Source organism: Geodermatophilus sp. URMC 62 (assembly GCF_052931475.1).
Genome location: NZ_JBRFHY010000001.1, coordinates 5,214,318 through 5,226,915, shown reverse-complemented (window position 1 = coordinate 5,226,915; position 12,598 = coordinate 5,214,318). Strand labels below are relative to the sequence as shown.

Annotated in this window: 12 protein-coding genes; 10 read left to right on the top strand and 2 right to left on the bottom strand. The window is 74.7% G+C overall.

Translation table 11 applies throughout. The features are described 5' to 3' along the window. Nucleotides 1-17: 17 nt before the first annotated feature. Both ACU616_RS25045 and bldD read right to left on the bottom strand, forming a co-directional pair. The gene (locus tag ACU616_RS25045) at nt 18-167 is read right to left on the bottom strand and encodes a hypothetical protein (RefSeq protein WP_446761097.1); all 150 of its coding nucleotides are present in this window, start codon (nt 165-167) and stop codon (nt 18-20) included. Between the two features lie 336 nt (nt 168-503). After that, nucleotides 504-1,043, bottom strand: coding sequence for a transcriptional regulator BldD (gene bldD, locus ACU616_RS25040; RefSeq protein WP_446761096.1), 540 nt, complete (start codon nt 1,041-1,043; stop codon nt 504-506). 227 nt (nt 1,044-1,270) lie between these two features. Here bldD and pyrR point away from each other — a divergent pair, with 227 nt between their 5' ends. From pyrR to rpoZ, 10 genes are all read left to right on the top strand, one after another. Then, nucleotides 1,271-1,846, top strand: a complete 576-nt coding sequence (pyrR, locus tag ACU616_RS25035; RefSeq protein ID WP_446761095.1) for a bifunctional pyr operon transcriptional regulator/uracil phosphoribosyltransferase PyrR — start codon at nt 1,271-1,273, stop codon at nt 1,844-1,846. Then, nucleotides 1,843-2,763, top strand: a complete 921-nt coding sequence (locus tag ACU616_RS25030; RefSeq protein ID WP_446761094.1) for an aspartate carbamoyltransferase catalytic subunit — start codon at nt 1,843-1,845, stop codon at nt 2,761-2,763. The genes pyrR and ACU616_RS25030 overlap by 4 nt, the downstream gene beginning before the upstream one ends. Next, on the top strand, nt 2,760-4,046 hold the full coding sequence (locus ACU616_RS25025) for a dihydroorotase (protein WP_446761093.1): 1,287 nt from the start codon (nt 2,760-2,762) through the stop codon (nt 4,044-4,046). The genes ACU616_RS25030 and ACU616_RS25025 overlap by 4 nt, the downstream gene beginning before the upstream one ends. Nucleotides 4,047-4,143: 97 nt before the next feature. Then, a complete protein-coding gene (gene carA / locus ACU616_RS25020) occupies nt 4,144-5,310 on the top strand; it encodes a glutamine-hydrolyzing carbamoyl-phosphate synthase small subunit (RefSeq protein ID WP_446761092.1) in 1,167 nt (388 codons plus the stop codon). Further along, entirely contained in the window at nt 5,310-8,615 is a 3,306-nt protein-coding gene (carB, locus tag ACU616_RS25015; RefSeq protein ID WP_446761091.1) for a carbamoyl-phosphate synthase large subunit, read from the top strand. Before carA ends, carB begins: the two co-directional genes overlap by 1 nt. Further along, entirely contained in the window at nt 8,612-9,943 is a 1,332-nt protein-coding gene (locus ACU616_RS25010) for a dihydroorotate oxidase (protein ID WP_446761090.1), read from the top strand. Before carB ends, ACU616_RS25010 begins: the two co-directional genes overlap by 4 nt. Beyond that, nucleotides 9,940-10,818: an orotidine-5'-phosphate decarboxylase gene (gene pyrF / locus ACU616_RS25005; RefSeq protein WP_446761089.1), complete on the top strand. Its 879-nt coding sequence runs from the start codon at nt 9,940-9,942 to the stop codon at nt 10,816-10,818. Before ACU616_RS25010 ends, pyrF begins: the two co-directional genes overlap by 4 nt. A 394-nt stretch (nt 10,819-11,212) precedes the next feature. Continuing rightward, a complete protein-coding gene (gene mihF, locus ACU616_RS25000; protein WP_204690438.1) occupies nt 11,213-11,569 on the top strand; it encodes an integration host factor, actinobacterial type in 357 nt (118 codons plus the stop codon). A gap of 49 nt (nt 11,570-11,618) precedes the next feature. Then, nucleotides 11,619-12,224, top strand: coding sequence for a guanylate kinase (gene gmk, locus ACU616_RS24995; protein WP_446761088.1), 606 nt, complete (start codon nt 11,619-11,621; stop codon nt 12,222-12,224). A 51-nt stretch (nt 12,225-12,275) separates the two neighbouring features. Continuing rightward, nucleotides 12,276-12,539 (top strand): DNA-directed RNA polymerase subunit omega, encoded by a 264-nt coding sequence (gene rpoZ / locus ACU616_RS24990; RefSeq protein WP_012949163.1) that lies wholly within the window; start codon nt 12,276-12,278, stop codon nt 12,537-12,539. Nucleotides 12,540-12,598: the final 59 nt, after the last annotated feature.

The window sequence follows — 12,598 nt, the reverse complement described above, 5'->3', positions numbered from 1 at the left end:
CCCGTGTCGTCGGGTCCTCAGCCCCGGTGGCCGGCCCCGGCGGCGGCCAGCATCGCGGCCATCCGCGCGCTGGACTGCTGCCGGTGCACCCGGCGCAGCGCGGCCCGGCGGCGGGCGGCGAGCAGCAGGTCACGGTCGGGCAGGACGACCGGTGGGGTCGTGCTCATGGGGTGCTCCTCGCATCAGGCACCGTGGGACTCGGTGCGGACCGGACGCTAGGAGGACCCTCTGACAGTTCGCGGTCGCGCGGGCGCGCACCGTGACCCGTTCACCGCCGACCCGGAGGCTTCCGTGCACACGCCGTGGACGCAGGCGCCCGCCGTCCGCAGGAGGTGCACTGGCCGCGGGTTCCCGAGCGCGGTGGCGACGCTCCCGCCGCGTGACCCGTCCGGGGACGGCACCGCTGGGAGCAGGGGATCGACGGGAGAGCAGCGAGGCCGGCACCGGCGGTGCCGGTGCGGGCCTCGTCCGGGCCCCGCCGCGAGCCGGCGCGGGAGCCGTCGTCAGCGGGGGGAACGGCGGCGGTCGCCCCAGCCCTCGTCGTCGTCGTCCATGCCGGCGGCGGCGCCGTCCATGCCGGGGTTGAGCACGCCCCACTCGATGAGCCGGGTGGTGAGCTCGTCGGGGCTCATGTCGTAGATGATCGCCAGCGACTTGAGGTCCTCGGCGCGGATGGAGAGGACCTTGCCGTTGTAGTCGTGGCGCTGCGCCTGGATGGTCGAGGCGTAGCGGGCCAGGGGGCCGGCCTCGTCGGCGGGCAGCGAGCCCAGCGACTCGAGGTTCAGCACGATCTTCGTCGTCGACGTCACGGCCGACGACGGCCGCGGGTCGGGCAGCAGCTCCGACACCGGTACGCCGTAGAACACGGCCAGCTCGGAGAGCCGCTGGACGGTCACGGCGCGGTCGCCGCGCTCGTAGGAGCCGACGACCACGGCCTTCCAGCGTCCGTGCGACTTGTCCTCCACCCCCTGTAGGGACAGCCCCTGCTGGTTCCGGATTGCGCGAAGTCGGGCACCGAGGGCCCGCGAGTAGTCGGTGCTCATGCGTGTCCGCTCACTGTCCGTCGTCGTGTTGGCCGAATCGTCGTCACGCAGCGTACTGGCTCGTCCAGGGTGGCGACAGCGTCTCCCTCGATCGGGCTTCCCTCCACTGCCGCGCCCACCTGCGGCTACGACGCGCGACGACGGTCACACGAGTGGGTGCAGTACCGTCGGCACCGGTCCACCCACTCCTTTAACGACCCGTCCCGTGAGGCGGGGAAGGAGGCCTGATGGCCGGCTCGACCGAGCCTGCCCCGAGCCAGTCGGCTCCGGGCACCCTGCTCGCCCCCGCCGACGTCGCCCGCGTCGTCGACCGCATGGCGCACCAGCTCATCGAGAAGGCCGGCGACGCCCTGGCCGACCTGGTGCTCGTGGGCATCCCCACCCGCGGCGCCCCGCTCGCCTGGCGCCTGGCCGCCCGCGTCGCGGCCTTCAGCGGCACCGAGGTCGACACCGGCACCGTCGACATCACCCTCTACCGCGACGACCTGCGGCTGCGCGGCGTCCGGGCGCTGGAGGACACCGTGCTCCCGCCGGCGGGCATCGACGGGCGCCTCGTCGTCCTCGTCGACGACGTGCTGTTCTCCGGCCGGTCGGTGCGCGCGGCCCTCGACGCGCTGCGCGACCTCGGCCGGCCCCGGGCGGTGCAGCTGGCCGTCCTCGTCGACCGCGGGCACCGCGAGCTGCCGATCCGCGCCGACTACGTGGGCAAGAACGTGCCCACCTCGCGGGCGCAGAAGGTGCGCGTGCACCTGGCCGAGGTCGACGGCACCGACGAGGTGCTGGTGACGGAGGAGGACCGGTGAAGCGGCACCTGCTGGAGGCCGCCGACCTCGACCGCGCCGACGCCACGCTGGTCCTCGACACCGCCGCGCAGATCGACCAGGCGCTGGCCGGCCGCGAGGTCAAGAAGCTGCCCACCCTGCGCGGGCGCACGGTGGTCAACCTCTTCTACGAGGACTCCACCCGCACCCGCATCTCCTTCGAGCTGGCGGCCAAGCGGCTGTCCGCCGACGTCATCAACTTCTCCGCCAAGGGCAGCAGCGTCTCCAAGGGCGAGAGCCTCAAGGACACCGCGCTCACCCTGGAGGCGATGGGCAGCGACGCGATCGTCGTCCGCCACTCCGCCAGCGGCGCCCCGCACCGGCTGGCGACCTGGGTGCGGGGCAGCGTGGTCAACGCCGGCGACGGCACCCACGAGCACCCCACCCAGGCGCTGCTGGACGCCTACACGATCCGGCGGCGGCTGGGCCGGCTCGACGGCGTCCGGGTGGCGATCGTCGGCGACGTCCTGCACAGCCGGGTCGCCCGCTCCAACGTGTGGCTGCTGACCACGCTGGGCGCGGAGGTCACGCTGGTGGCCCCGCCGACGCTGCTGCCGGTCGGCGTGGGCTCCTGGCCGGTGCAGGTCAGCTACGACCTCGACGCCGTGCTGCCCAAGGCCGACGTGGTGATGGTGCTGCGGGTCCAGTTGGAGCGGATGAACGCCTCGTTCTTCCCCAGCGCCCGCGAGTACAGCCGCCGCTACGGCCTCGACGCGCTCCGGCTGGCCGCGCTGGGCGACGACGCGATCGTCATGCACCCCGGCCCGATGAACCGCGGCATGGAGATCGCCGCCGACGTCGCCGACTCGGTCCGCTCGACGATCGTCGAGCAGGTCGCCAACGGCGTCTCCGTCCGCATGGCCGTGCTGTACCTGCTCCTGGGAGGGGCGTCGTCGTGACCACGCTGATCAAGGGGGCGCGCGTCCTCGGCGGCGGGCCCGCCGACCTGCTCCTGGAGGACGGCCGGGTCGCCGCGGTCGGGCAGGGCCTGGGCGCTCCCGGCGCCGACGCCGTCGACGCCGACGGGTTGGTCGCCCTGCCCGGCCTGGTCGACCTGCACACCCACCTGCGCGAGCCCGGCCGCGAGGACGCTGAGACCGTGGAGACCGGCAGCCGGGCCGCGGCGCTGGGCGGGTACACCGCCGTCCACGCGATGGCCAACACCGATCCGGTCGCCGACACCGCCGGCGTCGTCGAGCAGGTGTGGCGGCTGGGCCAGCAGGCCGGGCTGGTCGACGTCGTCCCGGTGGGTGCGGTGACCGTCGGGCTGCGCGGCGAGCGGCTGGCCGAGCTCGGCGCGATGGCCGACTCCGCCGCCCGCGTGCGGGTCTTCTCCGACGACGGGCACTGCGTCGCCGACCCCGCGCTCATGCGCCGCGCGCTGGAGTACGTCAAGGCCTTCGACGGCGTCGTCGCCCAGCACGCCGAGGAGCCGCGGCTGACCGCCGGCGCGCAGATGAACGAGGGCGACCTCTCCGCGCGGCTCGGGCTGGCCGGGTGGCCGGCCGCCGCCGAGGAGGCGGTCATCGCCCGCGACGTGCTGCTGGCCCAGCACGTGGGCGCGCGGCTGCACGTCTGCCACGTCTCCACCGCCGGGTCGGTCGAGATCATCCGGTGGGCCAAGTCGCGCGGCGTGCAGGTGACCGCCGAGGTCACCCCGCACCACCTGCTGCTCACCGAGGCCTGCGCGGAGAGCTACGACCCGGTGTTCAAGGTCAACCCGCCGCTCCGGACGGACGCCGACGTCGAGGCCCTCCGCGCCGGGCTGGCCGACGGCACCATCGACGCCGTCGCCACCGACCACGCGCCGCACGCGGTCGAGGACAAGGAGACCGAGTGGGCGCAGGCCCGGCCCGGGATGCTCGGGCTGGAGCAGGCGCTCTCGGTCGTGCTCGAGACGCTGGTGGAGCCGGGCCTGCTCGACTGGGCCGGCATCGCCGACCGGATGTCGGTGCGCCCGGCGGCCATCGGCCGCCTGACCGGACACGGGCGCCCGCTGGCGCCCGGTGAGCCGGCGAACCTGCTGCTGCTCGACCCCGCGGCCCGGGCTCCCGTCGAGCCGGCCGCGCTGGCCAGCCGCAGCCGCAACAGCCCCTTTGCCGGCCGGGAGCTCCCCGGCCGGGTGGTCGCCACGTTCCTGTGGGGGACGGCGACCGTTCTGGACGGGAAGGCAGTGCGTTGACGCGACAGCTCCTCGGCGGCGAGATCTGCACACTCGTCGCCTTCACAGCCCCGAAGGCGACGAGTGTGCAGATCTCGCGCCCCAGGGGGACGCTCCGGTGACCGACGCGATCCTCGTGCTGGAGGACGGGCGGACGTTCCGCGGCGAGGCCTACGGACAGGTCGGGACGACGGTCGGCGAGGCGGTGTTCGCCACCGGCATGACCGGCTACCAGGAGACGCTCACCGACCCCAGCTACGCCGGCCAGATCGTCACCATGACCGCGCCGCACATCGGCAACACCGGCGTCAACGGCGAGGACGACGAGAGCCGCCGCATGTGGGTGGCCGGCTTCGTCGTCCGCGACCCCGCCCGCCGCCCGGCCAACTGGCGGGCCACCGGCAGCCTGGACGACGAGCTGCGCGCGCAGGGCGTGGTGGGCATCAGCGGCATCGACACCCGGGCCCTGACCCGCCACCTGCGCGAGCGCGGGGCCATGCGCGCCGGCATCAGCAGCGAGACCACCGACGCCGACGCCCTGCTGACCCGGGTGCGGGCCGCCGAGGGCATGGTCGGCGCCGACCTCGCGCCGCAGGTGAGCACCGCCGAGCCCTACGTCGTCCCCGCGGTGGGGGAGCGGCGGTTCACCATCGCCGCGCTCGACCTCGGCATCAAGACCGCCACCCCGCGCCACCTGGCCGCGCTCGGTGTCGAGACCCACGTGCTGCCCGCCACCGCGACCGCGGCCGACCTGCTCGCGCACGGCCCCGACGGCGTGTTCCTGTCCAACGGCCCCGGCGACCCGGCCGCGGCCGACTACGCCGTCGCCGCGGTGCGCGGCGTGCTCGACGCCGGCCGGCCGCTGTTCGGCATCTGCTTCGGCAACCAGGTCCTCGGCCGCGCGCTGGGGCTGGGCACCTACAAGTTGCGCTTCGGCCACCGCGGGCTCAACCAGCCGGTGCTCGACCGGGTCAGCGGCACCGTCCGGGTGACCAGCCACAACCACGGCTTCGCCGTCGACGCGCCGCTGGACCGGCCCACCGACACCCCCCACGGCCGGGTCGAGGTCAGCCACGTCGGCCTCAACGACGACGTCGTCGAGGGGCTGCGGCTGCTCGACGCCCCGGCGTTCAGCGTCCAGTTCCACCCCGAGTCGGCGGCCGGCCCGCACGACGCCGCGCCGCTCTTCCAGCGCTTCGTCGACCTCATGGACGCCCACACCGACGACGGAGGAGCGGTCAGCCCGGCGCCGCAGGTCCAGCACAGCACCGGGGAGAAGGCCTGATGCCCAAGCGCACCGACATCTCGCACGTCCTGGTCATCGGCTCCGGGCCGATCCTCATCGGCCAGGCCGCGGAGTTCGACTACTCGGGCACGCAGGCCTGCCGCGTGCTGCGCGCCGAGGGGCTGCGGGTCAGCCTGGTCAACAGCAACCCGGCGACGATCATGACCGACCCCGAGGTCGCCGACGCCACCTACGTCGAGCCGCTGACGCCGGAGTTCGTCGAGCGGGTGATCGCCAAGGAGCGCCCCGACGCGCTGCTGGCCACCCTGGGCGGGCAGACGGCCCTCAACATCGCCATCGGCCTCTACGAGAACGGCACGCTGGAGCGCTACGGCGTCCGGCTCATCGGCGCCGACGTCGACGCGATCAACCGCGGCGAGGACCGGCAGCTGTTCAAGGACATCGTGCGCTCGATCGGCGCCGACGCCCCCCGCTCGCGGGTGTGCGGCAGCGTCGAGGAGGCCCTGGAGACGGCGGGAGAGGTCGGCTACCCCGTCGTCATCCGGCCGAGCTTCACGATGGGCGGCCTGGGCTCGGGCTTCGCCACCGACGAGGCGATGCTGCGCCGGATGGCGTCGGCCGGCCTGGCCGACTCCCCGGTGCACACCGTGCTGATCGAGGAGTCGGTGCTCGGCTGGAAGGAGTACGAGCTCGAGCTCATGCGCGACCGCAGCGACAACGTGGTCGTCATCTGCTCGATCGAGAACGTCGACGCGATGGGCGTGCACACCGGCGACTCGGTGACCGTCGCCCCGGCGATGACCCTCACCGACGTCGAGTACCAGCGGATGCGCGACGTCGGCATCGCGGTGCTGCGCGAGGTCGGCGTCGACACCGGCGGCTGCAACATCCAGTTCGCCGTCAACCCGGCCGACGGGCGCCTGGTCGTCATCGAGATGAACCCCCGGGTGTCGCGGTCCAGCGCGCTGGCCTCGAAGGCCACCGGCTTCCCGATCGCCAAGATCGCCGCGAAGCTGGCCATCGGCTACACGCTCGACGAGATCACCAACGACATCACCGGCGTCACCCCGGCCAGCTTCGAGCCGGCGCTGGACTACGTCGTGGTGAAGATCCCGCGGTTCGCGTTCGAGAAGTTCCCCGGCGCCGACCCGCGGCTGACCACGACGATGAAGAGCGTCGGGGAGGTCATGGCGCTGGGCCGCAACTTCCCCGAGGCGCTCGGCAAGGCCATGCGGTCGACCGAGACGAAGGTGGCCGGCTTCTGGACCGGCCCGGAGGACGGGTCCAGCGCCGAGGAGCTGCTGGAGGCGCTGCGGACGCCGGTCGACGGCCGGCTGTACACCGCCGAGCGGGCGCTGGCCGCCGGGGCCACCGTCGAGCAGGTCGCCGAGGCCAGCGGCTTCGACCCGTGGTTCGTCGACCAGATCGCCCTGGTGCGCGAGGTCGGCGAGGCCGTGCGCGCGGCCCCGGCGCTGACCCCGGAGCTGCTGCGCCACGCCAAGCGGCACGGCCTGTCCGACCGGCAGGTGGCGGCGCTGCGCCCGGAGCTGTCGGGGGAGGACGGCGTCCGGCTGCTGCGGCACCGGCTGGGCATCCGGCCGGTGTACAAGACCGTCGACACCTGCGCCGCGGAGTTCGCCGCCCGCACGCCGTACCACTACTCCTCCTACGACGAGGAGACCGAGGTCGAGCCGCGGGAGAAGCCGGCCGTGCTCATCCTCGGGTCGGGGCCCAACCGCATCGGGCAGGGCATCGAGTTCGACTACTCCTGCGTGCACGCGGTCATGGCGCTGCAGGACGCCGGCTACGAGGCGGTGATGGTCAACTGCAACCCCGAGACCGTCTCCACCGACTACGACACCGCCGACCGGCTCTACTTCGAGCCGCTGACCTTCGAGGACGTCCTCGAGGTCGTCGAGGCCGAGCGCGCCGCCGGGCCGGTGGCGGGGGTCATCTGCACGCTGGGCGGGCAGACGCCGCTGGGGCTGGCGCAGCGGCTCAAGGACGCCGGGGTCCCGGTGCTCGGCACCTCGCCGGAGGCCATCGACGACGCCGAGCACCGCGGCGCGTTCTCCCGGGTGCTCGCCGACACCGGCCTCACCGCCCCGAAGCACGGCACCGCCACCACCTTCGCCGAGGCGCGGGAGATCGCCGCCGGCATCGGCTATCCGGTGCTCGTGCGGCCCTCCTACGTGCTCGGCGGGCGGGGCATGGAGATCGTCTACGAGGAGGCCTCGCTGGAGGCCTACATCGCCAAGGCCACCGACGTCAGCCCCGAGCACCCCGTGCTGGTCGACCGGTTCCTCGAGGACGCCGTCGAGATCGACGTCGACGCGCTCTACGACGGCGCCGAGCTCTACCTGGGCGGGGTCATGGAGCACATCGAGGAGGCCGGCATCCACTCCGGCGACTCGGCGTGCGCGCTGCCGCCGATCACCCTCGGCTCGGCGGACCTGGCGCAGATCCGCACCGCCACCGAGGCGCTCGCCGCCCGCATCGGCGTGCGCGGGCTGATCAACGTCCAGTACGCGATCAAGGACGACGTCCTGCACGTCATCGAGGCCAACCCGCGGGCGTCGCGGACGGTGCCGTTCGTGTCGAAGGCGACCGCCGTCCAGCTGGCCAAGGCCGCCGCCCGGATCGCGGTCGGGGAGACCGTCGCCGACCTGCGCGCCGCCGGCGTCCTGCCCGCGTCCGGCGACGGCACCGACCTGCCCGAGGACGCGCCGATCGCGGTGAAGGAGGCGGTGCTGCCCTTCCACCGCTTCCGCACCGTCGAGGGCCACGGCGTCGACACGGTGCTGTCGCCGGAGATGAAGTCGACCGGTGAGGTCATGGGCCTCGACGTCGGTTTCGGCACCGCGTTCGCCAAGTCGCAGGCCGCCGCCTACGGCTCCCTGCCCACCGAGGGCACGGTGTTCGTCTCGCTGGCCAACCGCGACAAGCGGGCCGCGGTCTTCCCGGTCAAGCGGCTGGCCGACCTCGGGTTCCGGGTGCTGGCGACCGCGGGCACCGCGCAGGTGCTGCGCCGCAACGGCGTCGAGTGCGAGGTCGTCGGCAAGTACAGCGAGGGCCCGGGCAACTGCGTCGAGCGGATCCTGGCCGGCGACGTCGACATCGTCGTCAACACGCCGTTCGGCTCCCCGGGCAACAGCGGGCCGCGGCTGGACGGCTACGAGATCCGCACGGCCGCGGTGAGCGCCGGCATCCCGTGCATCACCACGGTGCAGGGGATGGCCGCGGCGGTGCAGGGCGTGGAGGCGCTGCGCCGCGGCGACCTCGGCGTCCGCAGCCTGCAGGAGGTCCACGCCGGTCTGGGGGCCACGCCGGCGCCGCGCGCATGACCGCGCTGTCCCGGGTGCGGGACGAGCTGGTCGCGCGCGGGCTGCTCGACGGGCTCCCCGCCGCCTTCCTCGCCGGGGTCACCCGGTTCGCGACGCCGCCGGCCGCGGAGCTGCACGCCCTGCGGGGGGACGCCGAGGGCCTCGCGGCCCGGCTGGCGGCGGGGGAGGCCGGTGACGCCGACCTGCCGCTGCTCACCCGGGTGGCGTTCTTCGCCGGCCACGGCGGGGTGCTGGCCGGCTGCGGGGTGCGGACGCCGTCCTACGACCTGCTCGGCTCCTACCGCGACAACCTGCGGACGCCGATCGGCCCGCGGCTGCCGGAGCGGCCGCGGGCCGGCGACCGCCGCTGGCGCGTCCTCGGCCGCGACGTCGGCTTCCCGATCGGCGTGCCGGCGTGCGTGCTGAACGGCGGTGAGGAGTGGGTCCGCCACCACGCCCGCAACGGGTTCAGCGTGCTCACCTACAAGACCGTCCGCAGCCGCGCGCACGAGCCGAACGCGCAGCCGAACTGGACCTTCGCGCCGCGCCCACCGGGGGAGACCGTCGTCTCGGACCCCTGGGACTGGGTCGCGCCCGGCGACCCGGGCGTCAGCACGGTCAACTCCTTCGGCGTCCCGTCACCGGCGCCGGAGGAGTGGATGCCCGACGTGGAGCGGTCGCTGGCCGCCGTCGACGACGACCAGCTGCTGCTGGTCAGCGTCATGGGGTCCGGCGACGGCACCGACCTGGTCGACGACTTCGCCACCGTGGCGCGGCTGGCGCAGGAGGCCGGTGCGGAGGTGGTCGAGCTGAACCTGTCCTGTCCGAACACGCTGAGCAGCTCCCCGGACGGGGTGGAGCCGCCGCTGTGCCTCGACGCCGACGCCACGCTCGCCGTGGTCGAGGGCGTGCGCCGCGCGCTGGACGACCGCACCGGCCTGGTCGCCAAGATCTCCTGGCTCGACGAGCCGCGCCTGGCGGCGCTCGTGCCCCGGCTCGCGGCGCTCGTCGACGGTGTCGCGGGCATCAACACCGTGGGCAGCCGCGTGGTGCGCAGCGACGGCCAGCCGACGTTCCCCGGCCGCGCGGTGGCCGGGCTGTCGGGCGCGGCCGTGCGCGGCGCCGCGCTCGACCTCACCCGCCGGCTGGTGGCGCTGCGGGAGGACGGCGGGCACTCCTTCGACGTGCTGGCGATGGGCGGGGTCACCGACGCCGCCTCCTTCGCGGCGCTGCACGAGGCGGGCGCGGACGCCGTCCAGTCGGCCTCGGGCGCCTTCGCCGACCCCTTCCTCGCCCGCGACTGCGTGGACGCGCTGGGCGGCACCCTGCCCCGGGCGGTGGCGCGGTGACCGCCCCCTTCGGGCAGCGGCTCGCCGACGCCGTCGCCGCCCGCGGGCCGCTGTGCGTCGGGATCGACCCGCACGCTCCGCTGCTCGAGCGCTGGGGACTGCCCGACGGCCCCGAGGGGCTGGCCCGCTTCACCGACGCCGTCGTCGACGCGCTCGCCGGCCAGGTCGCCATGCTCAAGCCGCAGAGCGCCTTCTACGAGCGGCACGGCTCGCGCGGGCTGGCGGTGCTCGAGGACGCCGTCGCCCGGGCCCGCGCCGCCGGTGCGCTCGTGCTGCTCGACGCCAAGCGTGGCGACATCGGCTCGACGATGGACGCCTACGCCGACGTGCTCCGCCCGGAGCACCCGCTCGCCGTCGACGCGCTGACCGTCAGCCCCTACCTCGGGCCCGGCTCGCTGCAGCCGGCCGTCGACACCGCCCGGCTGACCGGTGGCGGGCTGTTCGTGCTGGCCCGGACCTCCAACCCCGACGCCGGCGCGCTGCAGTCCGCGGTGGCGGGGGAGCGGTCGGTGGCGCAGGTCGTCGTCGACGCGGTGCGGGGCTGGAACACCCCGGGCTGGGTGGTCGGTGACCCGCTGCCCGACGTCGGCGCCGTGCGGGACCTGGCCGGCCGCTGGGGCGCCACGACGGGCAGCTTCGGCGTCGTCGTCGGGGCGACCCTGCCCGAGCTCGACGTCGACCTCGACGGGCTCGGCGGCCCGGTGCTCGCACCCGGACTCGGCGCCCAGGGCGGCTCGCCGGCCGACCTGCGGCGGCTGTTCGGCCGGGACCACGCCGTTGTCCCCACCGTCTCCCGCGACGTGCTCGCCGCCGGGCCCGACCCGGCCGCGCTGCGCGCCGCCGCCGCCCGCTGGGCGGAGGAGCTGGCGGCGTGAGGCGCGTGGTGCCGTGGGCGGTGGGCCGCCGGTCCGGACGGCGGCCGGCCGGGAGCCGACCGCTCCGTCGCGGAACGTCCGCGGAACGTCCGCGGAGCCCTGCACGGCGTGTCGTGCGGAACGGTCGCGGCGTGTCGCAACCCTCAGTTTACGAATCGTGTGCGTTCCGGATGCGCTCTGACCTGCGTTCTTCACGGAGGGTCACCGCACTGGTGTACCCACGGTGAGACGGTGTGCGGGCGGTGATCGCAGACGCCCGGGCGCAGGGGGCGTGACCTGCGGATTCCCGGTTACTAGGTTGATCGCCGGGGCTCGAGACCACGGGCGCCGGAGTCCTCGACACAGCACGCAGACGCCGGGGCACCACCCCGACGACGACACGATCGGACGCACCATGCCCCTTCCTGACCTGTCCCCCGAACAACGCGCCGCCGCCCTGGAGAAGGCCGCCGCCGCGCGGAAGGCGCGTGCCGAGCTCCGCGAGCGGCTCAAGAGCAAGGGCACCACGGTCGGTGACGTCCTCCGCCAGGGCGAGACCGACGAGGTGATCGGCAAGATGCGGGTCTCCGCGGTCCTGGAGAGCCTGCCCGGCGTCGGCAAGGCGCGTGCTGCGAAGATCATGGAGCGGCTCGAGATCTCCCCGACCCGCCGGGTGCGCGGCCTGGGTGCCAACCAGCGCCGGGCGCTCGAGTCGGAGTTCGGTGGCGAGCAGGTCGTCGCCGAGCAGGTGCCCGCCGACTCGACCGCCTGAGCCCCGAGGCCCGCACGACGACGCCGGCAGGACGGACGAGGACGACGCGTTGCCCAGTGCTCCCCAGCCCCCCGCTCCGGCGCGCCTGACGGTGCTCTCCGGCCCCTCGGGGGTCGGCAAGGGCACCGTCGTCGCCGAGGTCCGCCGCCGGTACCCCGAGGTGTGGGTGTCGGTGTCGGTCACCACCCGGGCCCGCCGGGCCGGCGAGGTGGACGGGGTGCACTACTCCTTCCTCACCGACGCCGAGTTCGACCGGCTGGTCGCCGAGGACGGGCTGCTGGAGTGGGCCGAGTACGCCGGCAACCGCTACGGCACGCCGGCCGCCCCGGTGCGCGAGCGACTCGCCACCGGGGCGCCGGCGCTGCTGGAGATCGAGCTGCAGGGCGCCCGGCAGGTGCGCGCCCGCGAACCGCGGGCCCAGCTGGTCTTCCTGGCCCCGCCGTCGTGGGCCGAGCTGCAGAGCCGGCTGGCCGGCCGCGGCTCCGAGCCGCCGGCGGTGCAGCAGCGCCGGCTGGCCATCGCCCAGGCCGAGCTCGACGCGGCGGGGGAGTTCGACGCCGTGGTCGTCAACGACGACGTCACCCGGGCCGCCGACGAGTTGGTAGGCTTGCTGACTGCGCCGTCGTCCGGTAGGGCGGTCGGCGCCTCCGAGTGACCGGCCGCCGAGGCCGCACCCCGCCGAACCAACCGAGGAGCACGCCCGCCCGTGTCCGGAGTCGCACCCGCCCCCGAGGGCATCACCAACCCGCCGATCGACGAGCTGCTCGAGCGCACCAGCAGCAAGTACGGCCTGGTCATCTTCGCCGCCAAGCGCGCGCGGCAGATCAACGCCTACTACAGCCAGCTGTCGGAGGGCCTGCTCGAGTACGTCGGCCCGCTGGTCGACACCGCGCCCCAGGAGAAGCCCCTCTCCATCGCGCTGCGCGAGATCAACGAGGGCCTGCTCACCCACACCGCCGGCGAGAACTGACGAAGGACCCCCTTGCCGCCCGCCACTCGCAGGCTCGCGGCGGGACCCTGCAAGGGGGC